At 66.1% G+C, this 24827-nt stretch carries 26 protein-coding genes and 1 pseudogene; 15 read left to right on the top strand and 12 right to left on the bottom strand.

Going from position 1 to position 24827, the window contains the following annotated elements:
• Positions 1–37: 37 nt before the first annotated feature.
• The 4 genes from Q4V64_RS28960 to Q4V64_RS28945 form a co-directional block, all read right to left on the bottom strand.
• Positions 38–1354, bottom strand: coding sequence for an AMP-binding protein (locus tag Q4V64_RS28960; RefSeq protein WP_124440341.1), 1317 nt, complete (start codon positions 1352–1354; stop codon positions 38–40).
• Entirely contained in the window at positions 1338–1640 is a 303-nt protein-coding gene (locus Q4V64_RS28955; protein ID WP_216377616.1) for an acyl carrier protein, read from the bottom strand. The genes Q4V64_RS28960 and Q4V64_RS28955 overlap by 17 nt, the downstream gene beginning before the upstream one ends.
• A gap of 35 nt (positions 1641–1675) precedes the next feature.
• Complete coding sequence (locus Q4V64_RS28950) at positions 1676–2443, bottom strand: SDR family oxidoreductase (RefSeq protein WP_124440342.1); 768 nt, start codon at positions 2441–2443, stop codon at positions 1676–1678.
• A gap of 438 nt (positions 2444–2881) precedes the next feature.
• A complete protein-coding gene (locus Q4V64_RS28945; RefSeq protein ID WP_253266966.1) occupies positions 2882–4048 on the bottom strand; it encodes a UDP-galactopyranose mutase in 1167 nt (388 codons plus the stop codon).
• Between Q4V64_RS28945 and Q4V64_RS28940 the strand changes: the two genes are divergently transcribed.
• From Q4V64_RS28940 to Q4V64_RS28910, 7 genes are all read left to right on the top strand, one after another.
• Positions 4040–5542 carry a GMC family oxidoreductase gene (locus Q4V64_RS28940; protein WP_124440344.1) on the top strand — a complete coding sequence of 501 codons (1503 nt, stop codon included), beginning with the start codon at positions 4040–4042 and terminating at the stop codon, positions 5540–5542. The genes Q4V64_RS28945 and Q4V64_RS28940 overlap by 9 nt on opposite strands.
• 14 nt (positions 5543–5556) lie before the next feature.
• Complete coding sequence (locus tag Q4V64_RS28935; protein WP_172629213.1) at positions 5557–5727, top strand: hypothetical protein; 171 nt, start codon at positions 5557–5559, stop codon at positions 5725–5727.
• A 153-nt stretch (positions 5728–5880) separates the two neighbouring features.
• On the top strand, positions 5881–7779 hold the full coding sequence (locus Q4V64_RS28930; protein WP_124440345.1) for a condensation domain-containing protein: 1899 nt from the start codon (positions 5881–5883) through the stop codon (positions 7777–7779).
• 605 nt (positions 7780–8384) lie between these two features.
• Positions 8385–8981 (top strand): hypothetical protein, encoded by a 597-nt coding sequence (locus Q4V64_RS28925; protein ID WP_253266965.1) that lies wholly within the window; start codon positions 8385–8387, stop codon positions 8979–8981.
• A gap of 56 nt (positions 8982–9037) precedes the next feature.
• On the top strand, positions 9038–9934 hold the full coding sequence (locus tag Q4V64_RS28920; RefSeq protein ID WP_124440346.1) for a phosphorothioated DNA-binding restriction endonuclease: 897 nt from the start codon (positions 9038–9040) through the stop codon (positions 9932–9934).
• A gap of 63 nt (positions 9935–9997) precedes the next feature.
• Entirely contained in the window at positions 9998–10276 is a 279-nt protein-coding gene (locus tag Q4V64_RS28915; RefSeq protein WP_124440347.1) for a CopG family transcriptional regulator, read from the top strand.
• Complete coding sequence (locus Q4V64_RS28910) at positions 10273–10698, top strand: PIN domain-containing protein (RefSeq protein ID WP_124440348.1); 426 nt, start codon at positions 10273–10275, stop codon at positions 10696–10698. Before Q4V64_RS28915 ends, Q4V64_RS28910 begins: the two co-directional genes overlap by 4 nt.
• Positions 10699–10765: 67 nt before the next feature.
• On the opposite strand, the gene Q4V64_RS28905 is transcribed toward Q4V64_RS28910, so the two are convergent.
• Positions 10766–11209, bottom strand: coding sequence for a RidA family protein (locus Q4V64_RS28905; protein ID WP_124440349.1), 444 nt, complete (start codon positions 11207–11209; stop codon positions 10766–10768).
• A gap of 91 nt (positions 11210–11300) precedes the next feature.
• Here Q4V64_RS28905 and Q4V64_RS28900 point away from each other — a divergent pair, with 91 nt between their 5' ends.
• The gene (locus tag Q4V64_RS28900; protein ID WP_124440350.1) at positions 11301–12275 is read left to right on the top strand and encodes a WYL domain-containing protein; all 975 of its coding nucleotides are present in this window, start codon (positions 11301–11303) and stop codon (positions 12273–12275) included.
• 257 nt (positions 12276–12532) lie between these two features.
• On the opposite strand, the gene Q4V64_RS28895 is transcribed toward Q4V64_RS28900, so the two are convergent.
• Positions 12533–14356, bottom strand: coding sequence for a reverse transcriptase/maturase family protein (locus Q4V64_RS28895; RefSeq protein WP_303712224.1), 1824 nt, complete (start codon positions 14354–14356; stop codon positions 12533–12535).
• 510 nt (positions 14357–14866) lie between these two features.
• Positions 14867–15376 (bottom strand): ATP-binding protein, encoded by a 510-nt coding sequence (locus Q4V64_RS28890; RefSeq protein WP_303712222.1) that lies wholly within the window; start codon positions 15374–15376, stop codon positions 14867–14869.
• Positions 15377–15555: 179 nt separating this feature from the next.
• Between Q4V64_RS28890 and Q4V64_RS28885 the strand changes: the two genes are divergently transcribed.
• From Q4V64_RS28885 to Q4V64_RS28865, 5 genes are all read left to right on the top strand, one after another.
• On the top strand, positions 15556–16473 hold the full coding sequence (locus tag Q4V64_RS28885; RefSeq protein ID WP_124445677.1) for a helix-turn-helix transcriptional regulator: 918 nt from the start codon (positions 15556–15558) through the stop codon (positions 16471–16473).
• Entirely contained in the window at positions 16427–16567 is a 141-nt protein-coding gene (locus tag Q4V64_RS28880) for a DUF397 domain-containing protein (RefSeq protein WP_253267535.1), read from the top strand. The genes Q4V64_RS28885 and Q4V64_RS28880 overlap by 47 nt, the downstream gene beginning before the upstream one ends.
• Before the next feature lie 280 nt (positions 16568–16847).
• Complete coding sequence (locus Q4V64_RS28875; protein WP_172629605.1) at positions 16848–17729, top strand: hypothetical protein; 882 nt, start codon at positions 16848–16850, stop codon at positions 17727–17729.
• Positions 17730–17814: 85 nt separating this feature from the next.
• Positions 17815–18471 (top strand): DUF433 domain-containing protein, encoded by a 657-nt coding sequence (locus Q4V64_RS28870; protein ID WP_124445556.1) that lies wholly within the window; start codon positions 17815–17817, stop codon positions 18469–18471.
• Positions 18461–18847, top strand: coding sequence for a toxin-antitoxin system, toxin component, PIN family protein (locus Q4V64_RS28865; RefSeq protein WP_124445555.1), 387 nt, complete (start codon positions 18461–18463; stop codon positions 18845–18847). The genes Q4V64_RS28870 and Q4V64_RS28865 overlap by 11 nt, the downstream gene beginning before the upstream one ends.
• Before the next feature lie 83 nt (positions 18848–18930).
• Here Q4V64_RS28865 and Q4V64_RS28860 read toward each other — a convergent pair whose 3' ends face one another.
• Complete coding sequence (locus Q4V64_RS28860) at positions 18931–19521, bottom strand: hypothetical protein (RefSeq protein WP_124445554.1); 591 nt, start codon at positions 19519–19521, stop codon at positions 18931–18933.
• 462 nt (positions 19522–19983) lie between these two features.
• Here Q4V64_RS28860 and Q4V64_RS28855 point away from each other — a divergent pair, with 462 nt between their 5' ends.
• Entirely contained in the window at positions 19984–20370 is a 387-nt protein-coding gene (locus Q4V64_RS28855) for a hypothetical protein (RefSeq protein ID WP_124445553.1), read from the top strand.
• A gap of 117 nt (positions 20371–20487) precedes the next feature.
• Here Q4V64_RS28855 and Q4V64_RS55300 read toward each other — a convergent pair.
• Positions 20488–20819, bottom strand: a pseudogene (locus tag Q4V64_RS55300) (substrate-binding domain-containing protein); the annotation flags it as partial.
• 39 nt (positions 20820–20858) lie between these two features.
• Between Q4V64_RS55300 and Q4V64_RS28845 the strand changes: the two are divergent.
• A complete protein-coding gene (locus Q4V64_RS28845; RefSeq protein ID WP_216377738.1) occupies positions 20859–21239 on the top strand; it encodes a hypothetical protein in 381 nt (126 codons plus the stop codon).
• Positions 21240–21265: 26 nt separating this feature from the next.
• On the opposite strand, the gene Q4V64_RS28840 is transcribed toward Q4V64_RS28845, so the two are convergent.
• The 3 genes from Q4V64_RS28840 to Q4V64_RS28830 all read right to left on the bottom strand — a co-directional run bounded on the left by Q4V64_RS28840 (position 21266) and on the right by Q4V64_RS28830 (position 24794).
• Positions 21266–23659 carry an excinuclease ABC subunit UvrA gene (locus Q4V64_RS28840; protein WP_124445552.1) on the bottom strand — a complete coding sequence of 798 codons (2394 nt, stop codon included), beginning with the start codon at positions 23657–23659 and terminating at the stop codon, positions 21266–21268.
• A gap of 270 nt (positions 23660–23929) precedes the next feature.
• Positions 23930–24340 carry a VOC family protein gene (locus Q4V64_RS28835; protein ID WP_124445551.1) on the bottom strand — a complete coding sequence of 137 codons (411 nt, stop codon included), beginning with the start codon at positions 24338–24340 and terminating at the stop codon, positions 23930–23932.
• 10 nt (positions 24341–24350) lie between these two features.
• Positions 24351–24794, bottom strand: a complete 444-nt coding sequence (locus tag Q4V64_RS28830) for a helix-turn-helix transcriptional regulator (protein WP_124445550.1) — start codon at positions 24792–24794, stop codon at positions 24351–24353.
• Positions 24795–24827: the final 33 nt, after the last annotated feature.

Raw genomic sequence — 24827 nt, 5'->3', positions numbered from 1 at the left:
GTGCTTTCCGGTACGGCGCCACCAGGGGCGGGGGTGGTCAGGTGAGGGGCGGCAGCCTGTCCCGGCGCAGCTTGCCGCGCTCGGTCCTCGGGATGCCGGGTACGACGACGATCCGCTTGGGTTGCGCGAAGGCCGGCAGATCGCGTCGGCAGCCGGCGGTCACGGCCGTGACCACATCCTCCGACTCGGCGGCGACATACGCCACGACCCATCCGTCACCGTCCTCGGTCCGTACGACGTCCACCGCGGCGTCGGAGACGCCCGGGCAGGAGACGATGACCGACTCGATCCGTGCCCGTGTCGTCTTGCGCCCGTGGATGTTGACCTGGTCGGCCAGTCGGCCGTCGAGGTGCAGTTGCTCTTCCTCGAAGTGGCCCAGATCACCGGTCCGTTCCCCCGCGTCGTCGGCGGCCGACCAGGGAGAGGCCACGATGATCTCCCCGTCCGCCCCCTTGGTCACCTTGACACCGGGGTAGGGGACCCCGACGCAGTCGGGGGGCTGCTCACCGTCAGTCCGGGCGATGGAGCCGCTCGTGGTGGTGCCGTAGTGGTTGACGATCACCCGCCCGAAGGATCGGGAGAAGGCCGCCCGCACGGTCGGCGTGAGATCCGAGCCAGCGCTGACACACACGCGCAGCACCTTCTCGGGCAGCGGTTCGCCGGCGTCGCGTCGCATGCGGGCGTACTGCGCAGGGACGGCCACGAGCGCCTCGGCGGACCACTGTGTCGCGAGGTGTGCGATCCGATGTCCCGTCATGGTCTGCGGTATCACGAGGAGTCGGCTGCCGGTGACGAGGGCACCGAGGTAGCCCATGACGAAGCCGTAGGCGTGGGAGAGCGGTGCCGCACAGATGATCGACGCGCGCGGGCCGGGGAGTCGCAGGGCGGAGGCGACCGTCGATGCCTCCAGGAGCAGGGAGTCCCAGTCGCGCAGCACGTAGCGTGGTTCGCCCGTGGAGCCGGAGGTGATCATCCCGATTCCGGCGATCGGTGCGGGTGCGGCGGTGCGGGAGCGATGGCCGGTGACGCGGAGGTGGTGACCGGCCACTTCGGCGGTGCCGTCCGCGTCCGCCCGGGTGGTCTCCACGAGAGACGTCTCGGCCCCCGTCGCCTCCGCCACCCGGGCGAGCGTCTCGTCGGTCTCATCGCGGGGGACGAACCACAGGGCGCGGCCGAGCGAGCGTGCGGCCGAGGCGAGCGACGGCACGAACCCCGAGCCGACCCGGGCCACCACCGCGCCGTCCTTGCTCGTCGACGTGAGGATGTCGACGACCGCGGCGTGTTCGGCGGCGCCCAGGGTGACGTTGTCGGCGTCCCGCGCGCCGACCAGCAGATGGTCAGTGACGTGGGACATCGGTCAGCCGCCGTACGACGTCCATGACATCCGCAACCGTCGTGACGGACCCCAGGGCGAAGTCCTCGTCGCTCGCGATGACGCCGAACTCCTCTTCGATCGCGACCAGCATGGCGACATGGTCCAGGGAGTCCATCGCCAGGTCGGCGTCCAGCCGCGAGGCGGGGGTGATCTCGTAGTCGCCCGGGTCCCCGTTCATCTGCTTGGCCTTGCGGATCGCACCTGTCACGCCGTCGAACAGCACACGGTCGGCGTCGATCATCTCCACCTCATTCTCACGAGTCATGAACTGTCTTGGTACGGGGACGCGTCCCCGGCCGCTCAGGCGAGCCTCGGGGAGGCCACCCGGAGCAGGGCCGTCTTCGACACGGGGATGGTGACGCCGGTGATGTCCGCCGATTCCTCGGAGAACAAGAAGGCGACCACCGAGGCGATACGGTCCGGGCTCTGCCAGTTCGCCAGCACACCGGCGGGGACCTCGGCCTCCTCGGGTTGGCCCGTCTGCGCGCTCCAAATCTTTCTGGTCATCCCGGACTCCACATATCCGGGTGATACGCAGTTGGTGCGGATGTTCGCGGTGTGGAAGAAGTCGTTCGAGAGTTGTTTGGCGAGCACCGGCATGGCGGATTTCGCCGCCGTGTAGGCGAATCGGTCGGGGCAGCCGATGTGGGCGCAGTTGGAGCCGTTGAGCACGATGGATCCGCCGCCGCGCCGACGCAGCGCCGGAATGCTGGCCTTGCAGGTCAGAAAGGTGCCGGTGAGGATCGTGTCGATCTGTTCCTGCCATTCGGAAAGGCTTTGGGTCTCCGCACTGCCGCGATGCACCACACCGGCGTTGGCGAAGACGAAGTCGAGGCCGCCGGACGGCGAGGACTCCACTGCGGCGACGGCGCGCCGGCAGTCGTCGAGTGAGCGAACGTCACCCTCGACATAAGTGAGGGGAAGGCCGTCCGTGTGGTGGCGGACATCATCGGAGAACGGCTGAACATCCATACAGAAGACGCTGGTTCCGGCGCGGGCCAGTTCGATGGCGGTCGCCAGGCCGATACCGGAACTCCCCCCGGTGATGAGAGCAGCACGCTGTGACATATGCACCCCGTTCTTCTTCACTTGTCACCTGATGCGGCGCGAGGAGTGGCAAAGGCGGTTCAGCCATCGGTGTAGCGATGGCCGGTAGCGCTGATGGGTTGATGGGGGCGAAGAGGTCTTGTCCACGCCGGATCTCCAGTGCGAACGACCGTAGCCTCATGAGTCGGTACCCGACAAGACCTCGATAGAAACCGGTTGTTGCCTCTCCGGTGGAAGACGGGGGCAGCACGACACCCACGCCCAACCCTTAAGCGCTGGTCAGAAGCCTGGAGCAACTCCAATGCGGACACGGTCTCTTGCGCGCCTGACGGAACGTGTGGTTCTCTCCGAGAACTCAAACAAGCGGTTTCCCCAACGAGATTCACACCTGCAACGCTCGTGCGGCAGTGGGAAGAGGTGGCGTGAACCAGAGAGACCAACCAGTTCGTGCGGACGGTGTCAGGCCAGGTCCGCGGCCAGCTTCATGGCGTTCTCGATGGCTTCGTCGGTGTTGATGTACCGGTACGTGCCGAGCCGGCCGCCGAAGAAGACCTGCCGGGACTTCCGCTCCGCGTCGGCGAGGCGGGCGTAGTCAGCGAAGAGCTTCCGGCTCTCCTGCGCGGGCACGGGATAGTAGGGCTCGCCGCAGTCCGCCGGGAATTCCGTCACCACGACCGTCCTGGTGCTGACCTGCCGTGTCACGTGCTTGACCTCGACCTTGCGGGTGAACGGTTCGTCTCCCGGGTAGTTGACCTGGACGCAGGGCTGGAACCACGGCCGGTTCTCCACCGACGTCTCGAAGCTCAAAGACCGCCAGGGCAAGGGCCCGAGCCGGTGCCCGAAGTACTCGTCCAAAGGGCCGGTGAAGACCGTTGCCGCGGTCCCGTGGACTCGTTCCTGCAACCAGTCGACATCGGTCACGACATCAATGAGCGGTGAGGAGCGCAGCATCCTGTCGAACAGCGCGGTGTATCCGTCCCGGGGCATGACCTGCATCGGAGAATCCGTGTAGTACGGATTGCGGTCGAACCGTATGGGGACCCGGCCGCAGACGGACGGATCGAGTTCGGCCGCGGACCGTCCCCACTGCTTGGCCGTGTACTTGGCATAGAGTTTCTCGTAGAGTTTCCGCCCGGCCCGGCCGAGAATGAATTCTTCCGAGTTGGCCGGGTGCTCGACCGGCACCACATCGCTCTGGATCAGCTCCCGCGCGAGCTCCTCCGTCAACGGGGCCCGACCGTAGAGGAGTTCGATGGTCTCCAGGTTGATGGGCATCGGGACGAGCACCCCGTCCACGTTCGACTTGACCACGTAGTTGCCGGGGATCCACTCCGTGAATCGCCCGACGTAGGACATTGTTTCCGTGCTCGTGAACCGAAGATAGTGCGGCCCGTAACGATGCCACAGGAGTTCGGTACCGGGATAGAGCTCGTCATAACAGTTACCGGCGACATGTGAGCGGCGCTCAATGACGAGCACCCGCCAGCCTTTCGTGCGTGCGGCGATTTCCGCGACGGTCGCACCGGTGGGACCCGCACCGACCACAACCAAATCATAGGACACCATGCCCGCTCCTTGTTCTTGACGGCTCGAATCACACCCAGAGACGATAACCACATGATGCACGTTCAGCAATGGGAAGAAACCTGCGATGTGCTCGTCTTGGGAGGAGGAACCGCAGGCTGTCTGATCTCCGGCGTATTGGCGCGCAGATTGCCGAAGTTGAAGGTGACGCTGGTGGATTCCGGGACGAATTACGACGCTGACGGTTTACTGGACCGTGTACCGCAAAAACCTGTGACGCCGGGCACCCGGACCTTCTTTCGAAACACCGGCGCTGAGTTCGTACCCGCTCCTTCCGAAATCGGCGGGTCGTCACTCATGCATGGCGGAATTGCCCTGCGGGGCACGCGTGACGATCACGACGAGTGGTTCCGCGTCGCCGGTGAGGAATGGTCTCCGCAGGACTTGGCGAGTCTCTTCCACCGGCTGGAGAGTGACACGGACGAACCAGCCGTCGGCAGTCCCTTGCACGTCGCCGAACTGACCACGCTGCCGGCGGCCTACCGGGCGTTCCACGCCTACTGCGCGCGTGTTTTCGGGGCGGCCGCCGATCTCAACCGACCGGAAGCCCACGGAGTCGGGCTGGTCCCCAGCGCGTGCACCGACGGCCGGATCGCCACGACGTACCGGCAGCACATCCTCCCCGACCCCGTACCGGCCAATCTCCGGCTGCGCGCCGAAACGGTCGTCGACCACGTTCGGCTGCGCGGAGAACGGGTCGACCGGGTGGCCGTGCGCCACCTGAGAACCGGACGGCCGTCCCAGCTCCGTGCGGACGTCGTCGTCCTGGCGGCCGGCGCCCTGGGCACCCCGGAGATCCTGCTGCGGTCCGGTATCGGTGCGGCCGCCGCGAGCGAGGAGCTGGGCATCCCGGTGGCGCTCGACCTGCCGGCGGTCGGGGCGCGCCTGCGGGACCACTCGGTTCTGTGGAGCGAGGCGACGGTCACGGACACCCCGGCCGCACCGCCCTGGCCCTGGCACGCCGTACTCTGCCGGACCTCGCCCACGGACGAGCACCTCCCTGACTGTTCGTTCGAGCTGTTCCACGACTTCCGGCTCCGCACGCGGCAGTTGTGGTCCCGCCGCGTCGTCATCAGCTGCACCCAGCTGCACGACATAAGCCCCGGAAGGGTCCGGCTCGAAATGTCCGGGACGCGGTTGCGCACCCGCATCGACGGTGCGGTTCCGCGCACTCTGGCAGCCATGGAACAGTACGCCGAGCATGTCGGCGCCTTGCTGAAGGAAGAGGAATTCCAGGGCGTGGGCATGAGGGCTCCGTATCCGGTCCCCTACCCGTCTTCCCAGGGCAGGAATTCCGCGGCGGGCCTCCTGCCGAAGGTGCGCAGTGCCTACCACTTTCACGGCACGTGTCCCATGGGCACGGATCCCGGATCCGCTGTGGTCTCCCCGGATCTGCGGGTGTTCGGCACCGGCAATCTCTATGTCGCCGACGCCAGCGTCCTGCCCGTCCAGTTCGGCGCCAACACCCACCATGTGACCCGTGCGACGGCACTGCGCGCGGCCGATGCCCTCTCGAGCTTGTTCGGTTACAGCTGAAAGGAAAAACGACCATGAAGTACGACCACGAGTTCTACGAGGAGCACCTGCCCGGCGTCCAACGATCCGCGAAGGTCGTGGTTCCTCTCCTCATCGATACGGTGCGCCCCAGCTCGGTGGTGGACGTCGGATCCGGCATCGGCGGATGGCTGGAGGCATTCGTCGGGCTCGGCATCAGAACGTGACCGGCATCGACGGCAAGCCGACGCGCCGGTCGCATCTTTGAGGGGCAGATTGAGGACTCGCCGAACTCGACACCGTCCTGTCCCGGTCGGCGTACTGGCCGACCAGCGCGATCACGCGGCAAGGCCCTTCTCACAATATCAGGAGTGCATAAAATGTCGAATCCGGTGGGCAAATTTCCCCTGACCCGAAGCCAGTGGTTCATATTGCACGACAATGCCTGGGGCCATCCGGCCGACTGGACCTGGATGTGCCCTGTGGCGACTGTCAGACTTGCGGAAGGATTGTCCGTCGACGATATTCTCCATGCAATAAGGAGCCTCGCCGAACGCCACGAGGCTCTCCGCTCCCGCATTATTGTGGATTCGGAGGGAGTGCACCAAGTGGTCGACTCCGAGGTCAATACTGAGATCGCAGTCGATGAGCTCCCGGAAGGTTCTGCTGAGAATCTGCGCGAGCAAGATATAGCCAGAGAACGCCTGGCCTCCAAAAAGATAGACATTGAGCGTTCTCAAGCCATGCGCGCGGAAGTTTTGACCAGTTGCGGACGCCCCGTTTTTCTGGTGATTCAGGTACATCACCTCTTCGTCGACAGCAACTCTCTTCGTCTAGCGAGTCGCGAAGCCAGGAAAATGCTGGCTAATCTGCTTGAAAAGAAAGCCGCTACAGCAGGGCTACCCCATGCGGGCAGGTTGCGCGACCGTCTGATCAATGAGCAATCCGAGCGGAGCTCCCTTATGGGTGATCGCGCGCTACGACACGCAACGGGAATCCTGAATAATTTCCCGAATACATCCTTCCCGTATCATCGGGCGCCAGAGCCATGGGCGTTCAAAAATATAGCTTATGTCGTATCGCCTAAGATTCAAGAATGTGCAACCCGCATCGCCGCTCGGGCAGGAGCCTCAACCTCAAGCGTGTTCTTGACGGCCTTGAATCTAGTACTTGGCGAGTATACGGGCTGTTCGCAATTCGGATGGAACTCTATTATATCCAAGCCCACTCTCAGCCCACACCCCACAGTGGAGCCCAATATCCAGTCCGTTTACACCAACCTCGAGGTTTCAGAGGGCGGACAATTTGACGATTCAGCTAGAAGAGCTTTCACCAAAATGCTGCAGGCAATGCGATATTCTGATTACGACCACGTGTCACTGATACAGGATGTGGCCCGCGCGCGCATGGAACGAGGGTTTCAACTCTGCATAGACAGCAATCGTCTCAATTGGATGATAAGGAACCCGCTCAGGCGTGGCGAGGAGAATGACCTTGTCGACCTCGATTCCCTCAGTCCGGCAAAGGTCAGCCTATGGAAGGAGCCAGTCGGTGCAGGAAATGGCCGGCTCAACCTATGGGTAACCGCTTCCATGCACGACGATCATAATTGGGGGATTACTTTTTCGGCCAGAGAGGAACTCATTTCCCGGGAAGACTTGCACACCATCATCGGCAGCGTTGAAAACGTACTTTGCCGGGCGGCTGAAGAATCTCTGGGGGAGCTCACAGATGGCATTTTCGGTACAGAGACAGCCTCATGGCCTCGCCAGCCCGACTGGTTTCGTCTTGATGAGCTTACTTGGGCCGATCTTCGGCGCATAAGGGAGATAATCCTTTCGTATCGGGGCGTATGTGACGTCCGACTCACCCCTACCGTCATCGAAAACTGCGGCGCTCTCTCTCGGCCACGACTCATTGCGCACGTTCATACCACTGACGAAGAACTCAGCGTGAGTCGTATGCGTGAATTTATCAGTTCTCACGTCAACGAGCCGGGAGTGGTCGCTCCTGACGAATTCATACTTTCGCTGGAGCGATATTCCCCGGAGTTTTCCATCACGGATGAAATCGAACGCCAAGTCACCGGCGCGATTGTCGACCTCTCCAAAGGCTACTGGGCGTGCGGGGGAACCGCAGAGGCCGTACCCGCTATCATCGGAGGGCTTCGGGACCGGGGATGGCATGGTATCTGGTGGGATGATTTTTTGAGCGGTAGGCCCCTATACGAAGCCGCAGCGCGGCTGAGGAGGATACACCCAACGTCGCCGCTCGATTAGTCAAGCGTGGCCAGGGCCATACGGAAGCACACGGAGGTTTTCGAACCTGTCCCGGTCACCATGCCGTGGAACGACCCGCGCCCGGCCGAGACGCCGGCCGAGGCCAAGCCTCGGACTCACCGACTCGCCTGAGCCCGGTACGGGCAACCCGAGCGCTTCAGCGATCCGGCATTGGAGTAGTCCATGCTGATGCCATCGGCGAAGCCGAATTCCCGCTGGGAGCCATCTGGGAGCCGACCCGCTTCCGAAGCCCCCTCCACACCACCCGAGACCAACCGGGACCACCCACCTGACCTGCGCAAACACAATCCAGACAGGGAAGATCATTAACCGAACCTCATTCGGGACGAAGAGGTCGTGGGTTCAAATCCCGCCACCCCGACGCAGGTCAGAGGGCCAATCGCCTGATCGCGATTGGCCCTCTTTCATGCTCGGGGGGCCAAATAGGGCGCCAAACGAATTTGATCAGGCCACCGCGTCGCCCTCTTCGTCCGCCTCCGTGTCCTCCCCTTCCTGATCTTCGGCGAAGATGTCATCCATCGCTTCGGCACCCTGCGTGATCACGGGCCGGAGCTGCTTGCGGTAGACCGCCTCTGCACCATCGGGTGCTGGGAGACGTGTGGTGGGTGCAGGGCGACATGGAGCGGGCGGTAGCCGCCTACCTGGCAGGCCGGAGTGAAGCCGAGGAGCACGGTGTGGTCGGCGAGACCGCCATGGTGCAGGCGCATCTCGCCTTCGCCGTCTCCTTCTCCGACCCGCTTCGGGCCGATGACGAACTCGATCTGGCGGAACGGCTGTTGTCCCACCTCAGCCTGCGCTCCAGCGAGATGACCGCTCGCATCGCCGTTCTCGTACGCGACGCCGGGTTCGCCGCCGACCTGCCCGGCCGGGCGGCCGTACTGCTCGCCGAAATCGGTGTCTCCGGCATTTCCTACGCCGCGGCGAAACTGCAACTGGCCCTGTGCTTCCACCACGCCGTCCTCGAAGCCCAGGACGACCTTGCCATCGCGATCACCCGCCTGCGCGAACTCACGCAGAGCGGCGACTACGCCTACTACGTCGACATCGCCCACTTCATGGCCGGCCTTCCGCTTCCCGAGCACACCGCGCGAGCACGGTGGATCGATGGAGAACAACAGACCCGCGAACGATGGCGCCACCTGGTTAGGGCACGTCGCAATCACCTCTCCACGACTCGTTAGGCTTTCCACACATGCGCCGATCGCTGGTCAACGAGGCGCGACTACGATCGCCGGTCATGGATTGGCTGGAGCGCACCGCGAAACTGAGGCAGTGGACCAGAAGCGGGACCCGCGCTCCGCACAAGCCGTTGCTGTTGCTGTACGCCCTCGGTCGGTTCCAGCAGGATGCCGCCGGCGAACTGCGGTACAGCGCGGTGGAGGAGGATCTGCAGCGGCTGCTCACCGAGTACGGTCCGCCGAACAGGACGACTCCGGCCTACCCGTTCCACCACCTGGTGAGCGACGGCGTGTGGGAGGTGCGCACCGATCGCGGACCGGGCAGCCCCGGCAGCGGGGTACGGGAGTTGCGGGCCGCGGGGGCCGCTGGGCGGCTGGCGCCGGAACTGCGGGCGGCGCTGCGGCGTGAGCCGGCGCTGCTCGGCCGGATGGCACGGGTCCTGCTCGACCTGCACTTCCCGCCTTCGCTCCACGGCGACCTGTGCGAATCCGTCGGTCTGGAGCTGGAGCCGGCGGCGACCGGAGAGCTCTCGGCCGCCGTGCGGAGGCGGCGGGATCCGCGGATGCGGGAGCGGGTCCTGACGGCCTACGAGTACCGGTGCGCCTTCTGCGGCTACGACGGCCGGATCGGCGCGGTGCCGGTCGGGTTGGAGGCCGCGCACGTGCGCTGGTGGGCGTTCGACGGACCGGACGACGTCGACAACGGACTGTGCCTGTGCTCGCTGCACCACAAGCTCTTCGACAAGGGCGTCCTCGGTGTCGGCGACGGCCACCGCATCCTGGTCTCCCAGCGCTTCGTCGGCCACAGCCCCGCCGCCCGCGAGCACGTCATCGCGCTCGCCGACCGATCACTCATCGGGCCTCAGGCGGGCGCCCACCCCGTCGCCGCGATCCACCGCTCCTGGCACATCAGCCAGGTCTTCCACGGCAGCCCACGCCCCGCCACGGCCGCCTGACCGTCTTATCGTCGGCCGCGGCCAGCTGGTAAGGAGTGCGATACCAAGAGTATGGTCTCTTGTATGGCGACGAAGAAAGTGACCGTGACGATTCCCGAGGATCTCCTGGAAGAGATCCGCGCGGACGCGGCGGAGCGGGGCCTGTCGGCGTACGTCGCCGAGGCGCTGCGCTTCAAGCGCGACCGGGACCGGCTCCTGGAACTGGTCGACTGGCTGCAGGAAGAACACGGCCCCGTGACTGAGGACGAGCGTGTGGCAGCCCTCGACGAGCTGGAAGATCTCGACGCCGAACACGAGCGGCGCCGCGCCTCCGGACAACACAACGCCGGAGAGGCTGCGTGAAGAAGCGAGTCGGTGAGCACGGGCAGAGGCCGCTCCGTGTCTTCGTCCTGGACTGTGAAGCTCTCTCCCTGGCAGTGCGCGGTGATCGGAAGATGATCGCCTGGCTCGACCTCGCGGCGCGAGGGGAGGCCGAAGTGGTGACGTCGCCGATGACCCTGGTCGAGGCGTACGACGGCAGAACGACCGAACAGCGCTGGGACTGGGTAGTGTCCCGGCTCCAGGTCGCCGACATCGGGAAGGACGAGGCCCGCCAGGCACGCCGGCTCCTGGCCGAGGCCAAGTTGCACGGCCACAAGTACGCGATCGACGCCGTGCTCGCCGTGATCGCGCGACAGCAGAAGGGACAGGTCACCGTTTTCACCTCGGACGTCGACGACCTGGAGAAGCTGGTCCCGGACACGATCGTCGTCAAGAAGGTGTGACCCGACCCGCTCGCCTGCTACCCGTGTCGGTTCGACCGGCACCGGTAGCAGACGCGGCGAGGTCGCGTCACGCGACGGCGGTCCCCTCGAGCTCGACCAGCTGGCCGGGGATCGCCAGCCGCGTCACCCCGAGCATCGTGGTGGTCGGCGCCACCCCGGCGGCGCCCAACCGCGCGGCCAGCACGCCGTAGTGCTGGAAGAGCAGGTCGACGTCGGTCGTGTAGACGTTGAGCCGGACGAGGTTCGCGAGAGACATGTCGGCCTCGCCGAGCACGGCCTCCACGTTGTCGATGCTCAGCGCCAACTGCGCCGCCATGTCACCGTCGTGCTGGGGCTTGCCGTCGCCGTTCATCGCGGTCTGGCCCGAGATGTACAGGGTCCGGGTGTGCCCGGAGACGACTTCACCCTGGTTGAATCCCATCTCCACCGACCACTTCACCGGGTTGACCGTCATTCGTTCTAATGCCACGTCAGCTCCATGCGATTCATTGGGAGTAGTACGTACGGCCATCGGCTCGGTAGCCGCCGGCTTCGACGTCGTGTTGACGAGCCTCGCAAGAAATCACGACATCCTTGGTCACGTATTCCGATAAAGTTCTCGCATGCGCGCCGACCGGTTGGTCTCGCTGGTGCTGCTGCTGCGTCAGCGCGGTCGGCTGACTGCGGACACGCTGGCCCGGGAGCTGGAGGTTTCCACCCGCACCGTGCTGCGCGACATCGAGGCGCTGTCCGCGGCCGGCGTCCCGGTCTACGCCGAACGCGGCCGGCACGGCGGTTTCGCGTTGGCGCCCGGTTTCCGGACCGAGCTCACCGGTCTGAACCACGACGAGGCCCTTGCCTTGCTGACCGCCGGATCGGGGCGCGGCGAGCAGGTGTTCGGCCTCGGCTCGGCGCTCGCTTCGGCCATGCGGAAGGTGGTCGACGCGCTGCCCGAAAGCCATCGGGCCACCGCGAGCGACGCGGCCCAGCGCTTTCTCGTCGACCCGGAGACCGACCTGCTCTCACGTCGGCTGGTCACTGAGGAGGTACCCGACACCACAATGATCGCGGTCCGGCGCGCGGTGCTCGCCGGACACAAGCTGCGCATCCACTACGCCGCCACAGGTCAGACACCACGGTGGCGCACGGTGGAGCCGATCGGCCTGGTCACCGTACGCGACCGGGCCTACTTACTGGCCACGAGGTCTGGCGCGGACCGCACCTACCGGCTGTCGCGGGTGTTGGCCGCCGAGGAACTCCCCGAAACGGCACAGCGACCGAACCGGGTCGATCTGGACCGGATCTGGCGGGAACGCTCCGCGCGGTTTCTCTCCGGCGGCGACCACATCACCGTGCTGGTACGGGTGAACCCGGCGCGGCGGGAGGAGTTGCTGGACACCGCGCTGGCCGTCCGCGCAGAAGAACCCGACGCGGACGGCTGGCTGCGGCTGGAGGTGACCTTCCAAGATTCACGACACGCCGAATGGGCGCTGTGGCAGCTCGCCATGGACGCGGAAGCCCTGGCCCCGCGGTCGTTGCGCACCTCCCTGCGCGACCGCGCCGTCGCGATTGCGACCCGCTACGGAGACTCATCCTGAGACTGGCGCTCCCCAATGACCGGTTTGTTTCTACGCGGATCCGCGTCAAAGCCCGGCTCAACAGCCTCATTGCCCGTCCGGCGAACTCACCGGCGGCCATTGACCGTCACGCTCTCCCCGTTCTCCAAATCCATCCCGGCTTTACCGGGAATACGAACAGGCGCTTTACAAGGCGCACGTGAGGTGGGCCGCCGGGCGAGGTGACAGCGGAGCTGTTCCTTTTCCCAGCGGCCTCCTCCCGAACCCGTCGTGCGGCGTTAACCGCAACGGGCTCTCCAGTGACTGCCGTGAACTGCGGCTTTGCGGCCGTCGTGGATGCCTTCGTGACAGGGCGGGCAGACCATGAGGGTCTTGCGCCGTTTCCTGGCCATGAGGACGGCCCAGTCGGGCTGCGTCTGTCCGAGCCGGTCGAGGTCGGCGAGTCGGCGGATCTGGTGGACCTGGATCTGTGCGGTCTGTCCGCACAGTTCGCAGAGTCCGGCCAGCAGCCGCCTTGTCAACTCGATTCGCCGAGGCTGGCGTTGGGCAGGATCGCGGTCGGTCAGGACCGCGGCCTTGTGCCGTTGGAGTGGAATGCCACCGAACTGTGCGACCAGCGGTTTCCTGCTCGGGGCGCGGGTGGTGGCTGCCTGGAGGCACTTGCGTGGCCCGGCCGGGGTGTCGATGGTGACCTTGTACTTGCGGGCCATCTTCGACATGGTCGAGCGGTGCTTGTTCGCCAGGGAGCACAGCAGCGAGGACTGCATGACCCAGTGCAACCGGTTCAGTCGGAAGACGTCACCGGCCAGCAGGTAGTAGTTAACGATTCCGCGGTACCTGGCGCCGTAGATGTTGACGAGCGTGTAGTCGTCGTAGTGAAGCATCGAGGGCTGTCGCGCGGGTTTTCCGCGTTCCAGGTATGGGGCACATTTGGCCTTGATCACGTCCTTGGGGACGTGCAGCGCAACGGTTCCGTTGGTCGACCGGCGCTGTCGCCGGCGGCCTCTTTTCCGTTCCGATCTGCGGTCGTCCCTGCGGACGGTGATCTCATATCCGAGGAATCGTGCCGCGCCGGTTCTGGCGTGGGTGATCAGCGTCTTTTCCTGGGAAAGTTCCAGCTTGAGGTCGTCTCGCAGGAACTGGGCCAGTCGCTGTTTGATTTCTTCGGCTTCGGCCTTGGGTCCGGTGAACCCGATGAGGGTGTCGTCGGCGTATCGCACGTAGCGCAGGCGGCGGTATCCCGGGTCGGACATGTCCTGGCTCGGGAGGGTGTGCAGCCGCTTGCGCAGGGCGCGCACTTCGGCGCGGTCTTCGCGCCAGCGTGCTCGCTGGACAGCCGCTTCGACCCGGCGGTATTCAGGGTTTCTCGCCCTGAGTTTCCCACGGGTGTATTCCGGCATGAGAACTGTCTCGACAAAGACGTCCAGTTTGTGCAGATAGATGTTGGACAGGACCGGGGATAAAACCCCGCCTTGCGGCGTGCCGCTGAGCGTCGCGTTCCAGGTCCAGTCTTCCAGGTATCCGGCTTTGAGCATGTTGTGCACGAGCCGCAGGAACCGGTTGTCGTGGATCTTTTCGCCCAGGGTTTCGAGCATCACTTGATGGTCTAGTGAGTCGAAGCACTTGGCGATGTCTCCCTCGATGAACCATGTTGTCCCGGTCCAGGTGCGTGCCACCTCGCTCAGTGCGGTGTGGCAGCCCCGTCGGGGACGGAAACCGTGTGAGTGGTCGGAGAACCGGGGCTCGAAGTATGCCTCCAGGAGGAGGCGCATCACCTCGCCCACCAGCTTGTCCGTCCATGGCGGCAGGCCCAGCGGCCTCGTCTTACCGTTCCTTTTCGGGATGAGGACCCGCTTGACCGGTTTGAAGCGGAACCGCTCGTGGCGTAACGCATCGATGATGCTTCCGATCTTTTCCAGGGACATGCCGTCTGCGGTTTCGCCCGTGGCCCCGGGTGTCATCGCTCCCTGGTTGGAGTAGATGCGGCCGTGGGCCAGGAGATACAACTGCGGGTTGAACATCTGTCGATAGAGCTCGTTGCACGGCAGGTTCCGCCTGCCGCGTTCACGGAGGATTTCAAGTACCGCTTCGGCAGTCTGCATTACGCATACCTTCCGGTCTTGTGGATCCCATGTCACCTGTGTCCCTTCGCCCTGATTCCGGCTCTCCCGGACCCCACGGCAGGCCGTTACCCCTGCGACTACTACGGACACTCCGTCACCATGGGGCTCGCGCCCTTTAGGTGATCCCATGGTTCGTCTTGATGTACGTGTCTAGCGCGACTTAGGCGCCCCACTCATCTCCTTGAATGCCCTCGCTGGGAATCGTCCTGGCTCCCGGAGTTGCGTCGGCTGGCAGAAGTCACCGACGCAGGAGGCAGCGCCGGTTTCGGGTATCATTCCGGCGGATCCGTATTTTAATCGACTGGAGATTGGGGTTCAGGCAATCCAGCTTTCGCCGTATCGCGCGGGCCTCGCGGCACACCGTCCCTGATACCTGGACCCGGCCACCGCTTTCCTGACATGCTACGGTCCCCTTTGTCTTTCGACTCCAGGTAAGTCATTCAGTCCAGGAATACTCTCCGAATTCCTCCCGACTCAGCCGGGGATACATCAAGGCGCTTCCATGGCGCACTCCGCCCACACCGTTTTGCCCAGCGGGTGACGCGGCACCGAACCCCAGCGCACGGCCAGGGCATCCACCAGGAGCAGCCCTCGGCCCGACTCGCCCTCAGGAGCCGACGAAGGCGGGGCTTCGGGAGGCTGTTTCGCGGAGGCCGCGTCCGCGACCTCGACGCGAACCAGGCCCGCCGCCGTGTCGAGAGCGAGTCGGAGGCCGAAGTCACGTCCGGGCATCCGGCCGTGCCGCACGGCGTTCGCGGCGAGCTCGGCGACGACGAGGGCGACCGTGCACGACGCGTCCGACGCCGGTGGATACCCCCACTCCTCCATGTGCCGTACGGCGAGCCGCCGGGCCAGCCGCGCACCCCGCGGAGAGGAGGCGAACTGCCCGACAAGAGGCGGCAGTTCGCTCTGTACGTCGGTGAGGGCACCCACCTCCGACGCGAGGGGCGTGGCACCACGCCCCGGTTCGTCCGCCGGGACGGTCGTTTCTGTCAGCACGGCGTGTTCCGTCCTTGTCCGTCGAGCAGGGAGATGTCGCACGATGTGCGCGATCCATCACGTTCCGCATCCAAGAATCGTCCGACCGCCCTACGCTCAACAGGTGACGCAGCCTTACTTTTCAGCCCGTAAGGAACGGAAGTGACGCTTTGGCCAACGGAATTGATCCCAGCGCGTCGATGGCCGCACTGTTCGGTGCGCGGGTCCGCAGACTCCGTACGGCGGCCGGACTGACCCAGGCCCAGCTGGGCGACAGGACGCACGTGGTGAGCACCCGGATCACACAGATCGAGCGGGCGTCCGGGGCGAAACCGACACTGGAGCTGGCGCGGGCGCTCGACGTGGCGCTCGGTGCGGACGAACTGCTGGTGGAGCTGTGGGCGTACGTGTACCGGGAGGCGTTTCCGGACTGGTCGCGGAAGTTCATGGAGTACGCGGAGCGGGCGGTACTCATTCGTGAGTACGCGGCACATGTGGTGCCGGGCTTGTTGCAGACCGAGCCGTACGCCCGGGCGGTGCTGAGGGTCGGTCGGACGCTCGGCAGCAAAGAGCAGTTGGAGGAGCGGGTCGCCGCTCGCATGGGACGGCAGGAACGCCTCCGCACGCCCGACCGGCCCGAGCTGTGGGTGGTCCTCGACGAGGCGGTGCTCAGGCGTCCGGTTGGCGGCCAGGCGGTGATGCGCAAGCAGTTGGAGCGACTGCTGGAAACCACGGCGGAACCTCACATCACCGTGCAGGTACTGCCGTTCGACCAGGGCGAGCACGACGTGATGGGCGGCTCGCTCACCGTTCTCACCATGCCGGACGGCTCGGAGATCGCCTATACAGAGGGCGCGCACTACGGCCAACTCATCGAGGATCCGGACGAGGTCAGGAACTTCTCACTGACCTACGATCGGCTTCGGGCGGCAGCCCTGCCCCCGCTCATGTCACTGGACATGATCCGATCCGTGTTGGAGGACAACCACCGTGGAGCGAAGGTCCCGTCCCGATCTGAACGGCGCCGCCTGGCGCAGGAGCAGCTACAGCAATCAGGAGGGCGGCAACTGCGTGGAGGTGGCCGACGGATTCCAGGAGGCCGTCGTCCCCGTCCGTGACAGCAAGGTCCCGCACGGTCCGGCACTGTGCTTCGAAGCCTATGCCTGGGCCGCCTTCATAGGCGAGTTGAAGGCCGGGCAGCACCGTCCCTGAGGCGGCCGGGCCCCGGCTGCCGTCCGCGTTCCGGGCTCACCGGGCCCTTGTCCGCGAGGGTCCGGCGGGCCACTGACCTCCTGAAAGAACCGGGGAAAGAACTACCCGCCCACCCACCCTCCCCGCCGCGAAGCCCACGTCACCCGTCCGAGTGACCGGCTTGCAGGCGCGGGATACGGACGGTTACGTTCGCCGCGACAACCGCAAACAGATACGGCCCCCGGCCGGGACTGGCATCCCGATCGAGGGCCTGACCGATCAGGAAGAGACTCACTTCCCGATGGCTGACCCGCAGTCTAACGCGCGCCTGCGCGCCGACGCCGGAGCTCCGACCTCCGGCGTGATCCACGTACGCACCCGCCTCACGGCCGACTTCACCGTGATCTCCAACGCCCTCGCCCAGCGGCGCGGCAGCGCGGTCACGATCGGCGTCGCGGTGTACATCCTCTCCCTTCCCACCGGCACCCCCGTGACCATCGCCGCCCTGTGTGAGCACTTCACCGAGGGCGAGATCCTGATCTCGCGGGCGCTCAGGGAGCTCGAAGCGGCCGGTTACCTGGAGCGCCGCCGCGAGCGGCTGTCAACTGGGCAGATCCGTACCCGGACGTACTTCTACGACGTCCCCGGGGGCGATCCGGATCCGGACGGGCCTCCCGAGCCGCCCAAGCCTCGTCGGCCCCGAAAGCAGCCCGCCGCCACGGCGGTCACGCCCGCGTCCGCGGCCGTGGAGGAAACGGTGGCCGCGCCGGTACAGGCCGAGGCGGAGACACCGATCCCGGTCGCCGACGCCGACCCGCAGGCCGTCGCCGTACTCGCCGCCCTGCGCAGGGTCGACCCTCGCCTCGTCCTGTCAGTACAGGAAGCCGCCCGTCTTGCCCCGGCCGTCACCCGGTGGCTCGCGGCAGGCCTCCTGCCCACACAGATCACGGACCACCTCACCGCCGGACTCCCGGACAACCTCCTGGTCCGCCCGGCCGGCATCCTCGCCTACCGGCTCAAGGAGACACCCCTGCCCGCACCGGCCAGAAGCGCGGAACCCGCGGTACGGCCGGCGGTCGTGCCCATGAGGAACTGCGACGGTTGCGACCGGGGATTCCGCGCGGCGGAACCCGGCCGTTGCCGGGACTGCCGAGCCGGGAACCGTCTCCGTGCGGCCGGCTGAGCCGGTGGCTGGGTATGTGGTCCACCCGCAGGTGGAAGTCTTGATGTGCGACGATGCGAAACTCAGCGCCAAGAGGAGGTGGGGCATGGTCGACAGGTTCCAGGACGGGCTTCTGACACCCAGGGAAACGGCCTCCTACCTTCAGATCCCGCAGTCGACTCTCACCTCGTGGCTGAAGGGCAAGGCCGCTGGAGCACCGCTGGTTCACCAGGTAGAGCCGGTGAGGAAGGGACAGCCTTCCGTACCGTTCATCGCGGTGGCCGAGGCGCACGTCCTTCGCTCTCTGCGCTCCCTGGGACTCCGCATGAGCGAGATCAGGGAGGCAGCCGCCGCCGTGCGGGACGCCTTCGACACCCCCTACGGCCTCGTGTCCAAGCGGATCGCCACGGACGGCGTGGACATTTTCATCGAGCACGGCTGGGGAGATCTCCGGCGGGCCCGCGACGGCCAGGTCCCCATCCACGAAGTGGTCTCCGACTATCTCCGCTACCTGATCTGGGAGCCGGGCGACGACTTCCCCTCCAGCCTGCGGCTGAGGCAGTACCCGGACTCCGTCCCCGTCGTGATCGATCCGAGGTTCGGCCACGGTCTCCCCGTGGTGGCCGCCAACCGCGTCACGGTCCAGGCCATCACCGACCTGTGGGAGGCCGGGGAAACCGTCGAGGACATCGCGTACGACTACGACATGACGCCTGAGCAGGTGGACGCGCTCTGCAAGGCAGTGGTGCACCTTGCCGCCTGAGTTCTTCCTCGACCGGAATCTCGGTCGTCGTGTCGCAGAGGGGCTGAGGGTCTGCGGGTGGACGGTTCACCGCATCGGGGACGTCTTCCCGGACGACGGGCAGGACGTTCCTGACGAGGAGTGGATCACTCACGGTCTCGACCGGTCCTGGGTCCCGCTGTCGAAGGACGGGCGGATCAAGACCCGCGACCTGGAGATCCGGCCTGTTCTGGAGCGTGAGGCGGTGCTGTTCTACGTGGACAACCAGCAGCTTCGCAGCGTCGAGATGGTTGAACGGCTCGTCGCACGCCGTGACGCGATGCACCGGGCCGTCGAGAAGGGCGGTCCGGCAGCGTACGCCGTGCGACATGACCGTATTGAGCGGACCTGGCCCTGACGGGCGGGTGCCCCTTGGGGCAGCCCGCCCGAGGCCACCTACTGGCCCCACAGAGTGGAATAATCGACGCTCGTAGGGCGAACTCACAGAATCTCTTTACATACTCCTGATTGGCGAATTGCGTTCACCATGTCGAATCCATAAGTCGCCTCGGTCTCCTTCAGCAGCCAACACTGCCTGTCGTCCTCGAAAACCGATTTCATGTATTCGCTCCACGCAACCCAGCCATCGCAACCTCGACCATCATCCGACACCTCCGCATTCGACATAAGATGCCCGTCCGCAGGGACGCACGGAATCAAGCCTGGCAACATTTCATACAGATAGTCAACATATACCAGCTCCCACTCCAGAGCAGAGAATACCCGAGCGCGTTCAACCTCGTTTTTTATATTCTCTAGCGGCGTGCCTCGCAGCATATGCTCGGTGACCTGTGAATTATCCTGAGAAGCGAAAAACTCCTTCCTCTCCATCAGTCGCTCATACATCCCATCCAGACGCTGAGCTGCACCCTGCTTAGCAGCCTCCTCACTCTGCACCGTCGCAGCCAGGGCCTGGTCTCTGGCTGCATCTGTTTGGACCGTTAAGACAATCAGCGTGACAATTGTCGTCAACCCAATGAGGATCTCGATGCCGAGTCTCCACCGGTCAAGCGAAGAAATAGTGCCGTTCACACTCGGAGCGGACGTCGGGCCGGCGGCGGGTCCGGGAGCCGGACTCGGAGAAGCATCCGGGGCTCCTGAAGGGCTTGGAACAGACATTCCACTCGCCACCTTTTCGATTGTGCTGATGACTGAAGAATTCTAGATGTTCCGGATACCACCAAAAAGATCTACGGATCCTTAAGTCACGTACCGCATACGTCTACAACTCCAGCCGCAGACGTATCGATGCGATTTACTCATCAGCACAGGTTTACCCCCTCCCGTCCAGCGCACAGCCAATTGACTTGGCCTGGCAGTCGCCTGCCGTGCCATACCCGCAATAGCTTCGAGAGGGGCACGAATGAACGAGCGAGACTTGTCGGGCGGGTGCGCAGAACGGAGGTGAAGGCGCGGCGCCCACTGGGCGGGCGGGGGCTGGTGGCGATCTAGAGTTGTCCGCTCAGGATCATGAACACATCACCAGGAGACACGATGCGGAAGTACCTGGTAGCTCGAAGCGCCCTCGCGGTGGCGGGAGCCGTCGCCCTTGTCGTCAGCGCGACGGGCGCCGCCAGTGCCGCCGACACCACGCTGCGGCTGAACCGAAGCGGGCACACCATCGGCACCATGACCCACCTCGACCCGGACCCCGACACCTTCCGTGTGTGCGATACGCGGTCCGACGGACACGGGGTCACCGGCAAGCTCTACATGTACGTGGCCGGGTGGCAGTTGAAGGAGACGAAGGGGGACGGTGGCGATTCCGGCTGCGGCTACTTCGACTACAACGTCGTTCCCTATGCCGCCAAGTACCTGATGAAGCTGTGCTGGAACGGTCCCGGCGAGGTCTGCGTCCAGAAGGAGTTCACCGAGGACTGAGCCCTGCCAGTCGGCCAGTCGGCCAGTCGGCCAGCCGGTCGGCCGGTCAGCCGGCCGGCCGGCCGGCCGGCCGGTGGCCGGGCGCCGGCGTCCAAGAAGCCGTCCTCCTCCCGGCCCCCGGCGGACCGAGTCGCGGACGACGATGTGGGTGCCCAGCAGGATGTGCTGGGCACCACCGGGCGTCTCGCTCCTGAGTGCCAGCCGTACGGCGCGGTGCGGCCCAGTTCCTCGTGCGGGACGTGGACGGTGGTCAGGTCTATGTCCGCGGCCGGGGGGAGGTCGTCGAATCCGACCAGTGAGATGTCGTCGGGAACGCGCAGCCCGCGTTCGCGCAGCGCGTCGCGCACGCCGGCGGCGGCGATGAGGTCGTTGCTGGCGAAGACGGCGGTGAAGTCTCGTGGTCCCGGTCCCGGTCCCCTGTCGAGCCGTTCACGCATCATGCGGTAGCCCTCGCCGCGGTCCATCGTGCCGTACACGGCGACCTCACCATGGAGCTGCTCAACAGCGGCAAGATCGAGAAGTGGGACCCGCAGAACCCGACGTCCAGCGGCAGCCTCCCCCGGCTGGTCAGCACCTGGAACCACGGCGCCGTCACGGCCGCACAGGGCGGGCCCACCCTCGTCGGCGACATCCTCGGCGACTGGCGTGAGGAGGCCGTGTACACCAACGCGTCCTACAACGAGCTGATCGTCTTCACCACGAACCAGCCGACCAACACCCGGCTGTACACGCTCTCGCACAACCCCGCCTACCGGAACGCCATGACGTTCAAGGGGTACATGCAGTCCCACCACCCCGACTACTTCCTCGGCGCCGGCATGGCCAGGCCGCCCCGGCCGAACATCGCCTACGCCGGCTCCGCCGGGTAGCAGGCAGGGTGACCCAGGCCGCCCGGTCAGCCGCCGACGTAGGCCGCGAGGTGCTCGCCGGTGAGTGTGGAGCGGTCGGTGACGAGGTCGCCGGGTGTGCCCTCGAAGACGATCCGGCCGCCGTCGTGGCCGGCGCCGGGGCCGAGGTCGATGATCCAGTCGGCGTGCGCCATGACCGCCTGGTGGTGCTCGATGACGATGACCGACTTGCCGGAGTCGACCAGCCGGTCGAGCAGGCCGAGCAGGTGCTGGACGTCGGCGAGGTGGAGGCCGGTGGTCGGCTCGTCGAGGACGTACACGCCGCCCTTCTCGGCCATGTGGGTGGCCAGCTTGAGCCGCTGCCGCTCGCCGCCGGACAGCGTGGTGAGCGGCTGGCCGAGGGTGAGGTAGCCGAGCCCGACGTCGGCGAGCCGGTCGAGGACGGCGTGGGCGGCCGGGGTGCGCGCCTCGCCGGCGCCGAAGAACTCCTCGGCCTCGGCCACCGACATCGCGAGCACCTCGCTGATGTCGCGGCCGCCGAGGTGGTATTCCAGCACCGATGCCTGGAACCGCTTCCCCTCGCAGTCCTCGCAGGGGGTGTCGACGCCGGCCATCATGCCCAGGTCGACGTAGACGACGCCGGCTCCGTTGCAAGTGGGGCAGGCGCCCTCGGAGTTGGCGCTGAACAGCGCCGGCTTCACGCCGTTGGCCTTCGCGAACGCCTTGCGGATCGGGTCGAGCAGTCCGGTGTACGTCGCCGGGTTGCTGCGTCGCGAGCCGCGGATGGGCGTCTGGTCGACCGACACGATGCCCGCGGAGGCGGGGACGGAGCCGTGGACCAGCGAGCTCTTGCCGGAGCCGGCGACGCCGGTGACCACGCAGAGCACCCCGAGCGGGATGTCGACGTCGACCCCCTGGAGGTTGTGCGTGGTCGCGCCGCGGATCTCCAGCGTGCCGGTGGGCTTGCGCACCGTCTCCTTGAGGGAGGCCCGGTCGTCGAAATGGCGGCCGGTGATGGTGCCGCCGGCCCGCAGCCCCTCGACGGTGCCCTCGTAGCAGACGGTGCCGCCCGCCGTACCGGCGCCGGGACCGAGGTCGACGACATGGTCGGCGATCGCGATCACCTCCGGCTTGTGCTCCACGACGAGCACCGTGTTGCCCTTGTCCCGCAGCCGCAGCAGCAGGTCGTTCATCCGCTGGATGTCATGGGGGTGCAGGCCGATGGTGGGCTCGTCGAAGACGTAGGTCGTATCGGTGAGCGAGGAGCCGAGGTGGCGGATCATCTTGACGCGCTGTGCCTCGCCGCCGGACAGGGTGCCGGCCGGCCGGTCGAGCGCGAGGTAGCCGAGGCCGATCTCCACGAACGAGTCGAGGCTCTGCTGAAGCGCGGTGAGCAGCGGGGCCACCGACGGCTCGTCGAGGCCGCGGACCCATTCGGCCAGGTCGCGGATCTCCATCGCGCACGCGTCGGCGATGCTGATGTCCTTGATCTTCGACGACCGGGCGCCCTCGCTGAGCCGGGTGCCGTCGCACTCGGGGCAGGTGGTGAAGGTGACCGCCCGCTCCACGAACGCCCGGATGTGCGGCTGCATCGCCTCCTTGTCCTTGGACAGGAACGACTTCTGGATCTTGGGGATCAGGCCTTCGTAGGTGAGGTTGACGCCGTTGACCTTCACCTTGGTCGGTTCGCCGTAGAGGAAGTCCTGCATCTCCTTCTTGGTGAAGCTGCGGATCGGCTTGTTCGGATCGAGGAAGCCCGACTGGGCGTAGAGCCCCACGGTCCACTGGCTGTCCGACTTCCAGCCGGGGATGGTGAACGCGCCCTCGGCGATCGACTTGGAGTCGTCGTAGAGCTGGGTGAGGTCGATGTCGGAGACCTTGCCCCGGCCTTCACAGCGCGTGCACATGCCGCCGGTGCGGTTGAAGGTCGCCTTCTGCGCCTTGGTCTTGTTGCCGCGCTCGACGGTGATCGCGCCGCTCGCCCGGACCGAGGCGGTGTTGAAGGAGTACGCGCTGGGCGGGCCGATGTGCGGCTCGCCGAGCCGGCTGAAGAGGATGCGCAGCATCGCGTTGGCGTCGGTGGCGGTGCCGACCGTGGAGCGGGGGTCGGCACCCATCCGCTGCTGGTCGACGATGATCGCTGTCGTCAGACCGTCGAGGACGTCGACCTCGGGCCGCGCCAGCGTCGGCATGAAACCCTGCACGAAGGCGCTGTAGGTCTCGTTGATCAGCCGCTGCGACTCCGCGGCGATCGTGTTGAACACCAGCGAGCTCTTGCCCGAGCCGGAGACGCCGGTGAACACCGTCAGCCGGCGCTTCGGGATCTCGATGCTGACATCCTTGAGGTTGTTCTCGCGCGCTCCGTGCACGCGGATCAGATCATGGCTGTCGGCAACATGCGGCGCGGGCGACCGCGTGTCCGTTCTCGTGGCCATGCTCATCGTCTCTCCCTCTGTCGGGCGAAGCCGCCTGTCGGGCGAAGCCGCCTGTCGGGCGAAGCCGCGTGCGCGGTCTACGGCAAAGTCGCCTGGCTCGATCCAACCAGCTTCGCGCAGCACGGACAGTACGTTTGTTCGACTTGCTCGGCGCGATCGCGACACCGGTCCGCTGTCCACCGCGACACCGGTCCGCGTCCACCCGATCGACCCCGATCGCCCCCGATCGACCCCTTCGACCCCGATCGACGCTGCCCTCCGCGATCGCCGGACGGCTCAGCCACGCTCCTGGATGCGGATCAGATTGCCCGCGGGATCGCGGAAGGCGCAGTCGCGGATGCCGTACGGCTGCTTGGTCGGCTCCTGGACGACCTCGGTGTCGCCGGCCTGCACCCGCTCGAAGGTGCCGTCGAGGTCGGCGGTGGCCAGCAGGATCCAGCCGTAGGTGCCCTTGGCCATCATCTCGGCGATGGTGCGGCGCTCGTCGTCGGTGATGCCGGGGTCGGCGGCCGGCGGCGCCAGGAGGATGGACGTGTCGGGCTGGCCAGGGGGGCCGACCGTGATCCAGCGCATCTTGCCCTGTCCGACGTCGCCGCGGACCTCGAAGCCGAGCGTGTCGCGGTAGAAGGCCAGGGAGGCGTCCGGGTCGTCGTGCGGGAGGAAGCTCGCGTGAATGGTGATGTCCATGGCCCTCACGCTAGGCGCGACCGGGGGCCCGCGCTTCTCGATTCCTGATCGGTCTGGTCACCTGTTTCGCCACGCACGACGGGATCCCCGCCGTCGCCCGCGCCGCCTGGCTCCGGTAGACGCTGGGCGGCACACCGACCAGCTCGGTGAAGCGCGTGCTGAAGGTGCCCAGCGACGCGCAGCCGACCTCGAAGCAGACCTCGGTGACACTGAGGTCGCCACGCCGCAGCAGCGCCATCGCGCGTTCGATGCGCCGCGTCATCAGATAGGCGTACGGCGACTCGCCGTAGGCCAGCCGGAACTGGCGGCTGAGGTGCCCGGCCGACATGTTCACGCCTCGGGCGAGCGCCTCGACGTCCAGCGGCTGCGCGTACTCCCGGTCGATCCGGTCGCGGACGCGGCGCAGCCGCGCGAGGTCGCGCAGGTGCTGGTCGGCGGCGGGTCTGGTGGTCACGTGCGAAATCGTCCCACATCGCGTGGACCGCGG

Source organism: Streptomyces sp. NL15-2K (genome assembly GCF_030551255.1).
GTDB lineage: Bacteria > Actinomycetota > Actinomycetes > Streptomycetales > Streptomycetaceae > Streptomyces.
The sequence above is the reverse complement of the archived record's forward strand: the minus strand, read 5'-3'. Positions and strand labels throughout refer to the sequence as shown.

What these genes read in the sequence shown, in the direction of transcription:
- Q4V64_RS28840 (WP_124445552.1), bottom strand. Translation starts at nt 23,659, where the DNA reads ATGAGCATGGCCACGAGAACGGACACGCGGTCGCCCGCGCCGCATGTT.
- Q4V64_RS28885 (WP_124445677.1), top strand. Translation starts at nt 15,556, where the DNA reads ATGGCCGCACTGTTCGGTGCGCGGGTCCGCAGACTCCGTACGGCGGCC.
- Q4V64_RS28950 (WP_124440342.1), bottom strand. Translation starts at nt 2,443, where the DNA reads ATGTCACAGCGTGCTGCTCTCATCACCGGGGGGAGTTCCGGTATCGGC.
- Q4V64_RS28920 (WP_124440346.1), top strand. Translation starts at nt 9,038, where the DNA reads ATGGATTGGCTGGAGCGCACCGCGAAACTGAGGCAGTGGACCAGAAGC.
- Q4V64_RS28905 (WP_124440349.1), bottom strand. Translation starts at nt 11,209, where the DNA reads ATGGCCGTACGTACTACTCCCAATGAATCGCATGGAGCTGACGTGGCA.
- Q4V64_RS28915 (WP_124440347.1), top strand. Translation starts at nt 9,998, where the DNA reads ATGGCGACGAAGAAAGTGACCGTGACGATTCCCGAGGATCTCCTGGAA.
- Q4V64_RS28940 (WP_124440344.1), top strand. Translation starts at nt 4,040, where the DNA reads ATGATGCACGTTCAGCAATGGGAAGAAACCTGCGATGTGCTCGTCTTG.
- Q4V64_RS28960 (WP_124440341.1), bottom strand. Translation starts at nt 1,354, where the DNA reads ATGTCCCACGTCACTGACCATCTGCTGGTCGGCGCGCGGGACGCCGAC.
- Q4V64_RS28835 (WP_124445551.1), bottom strand. Translation starts at nt 24,340, where the DNA reads ATGGACATCACCATTCACGCGAGCTTCCTCCCGCACGACGACCCGGAC.
- Q4V64_RS28875 (WP_172629605.1), top strand. Translation starts at nt 16,848, where the DNA reads ATGGCTGACCCGCAGTCTAACGCGCGCCTGCGCGCCGACGCCGGAGCT.
- Q4V64_RS28870 (WP_124445556.1), top strand. Translation starts at nt 17,815, where the DNA reads ATGGTCGACAGGTTCCAGGACGGGCTTCTGACACCCAGGGAAACGGCC.
- Q4V64_RS28855 (WP_124445553.1), top strand. Translation starts at nt 19,984, where the DNA reads ATGCGGAAGTACCTGGTAGCTCGAAGCGCCCTCGCGGTGGCGGGAGCC.
- Q4V64_RS28935 (WP_172629213.1), top strand. Translation starts at nt 5,557, where the DNA reads ATGAAGTACGACCACGAGTTCTACGAGGAGCACCTGCCCGGCGTCCAA.
- Q4V64_RS28895 (WP_303712224.1), bottom strand. Translation starts at nt 14,356, where the DNA reads ATGCAGACTGCCGAAGCGGTACTTGAAATCCTCCGTGAACGCGGCAGG.
- Q4V64_RS28900 (WP_124440350.1), top strand. Translation starts at nt 11,301, where the DNA reads ATGCGCGCCGACCGGTTGGTCTCGCTGGTGCTGCTGCTGCGTCAGCGC.
- Q4V64_RS28955 (WP_216377616.1), bottom strand. Translation starts at nt 1,640, where the DNA reads ATGACTCGTGAGAATGAGGTGGAGATGATCGACGCCGACCGTGTGCTG.
- Q4V64_RS28930 (WP_124440345.1), top strand. Translation starts at nt 5,881, where the DNA reads ATGTCGAATCCGGTGGGCAAATTTCCCCTGACCCGAAGCCAGTGGTTC.
- Q4V64_RS28845 (WP_216377738.1), top strand. Translation starts at nt 20,859, where the DNA reads ATGGAGCTGCTCAACAGCGGCAAGATCGAGAAGTGGGACCCGCAGAAC.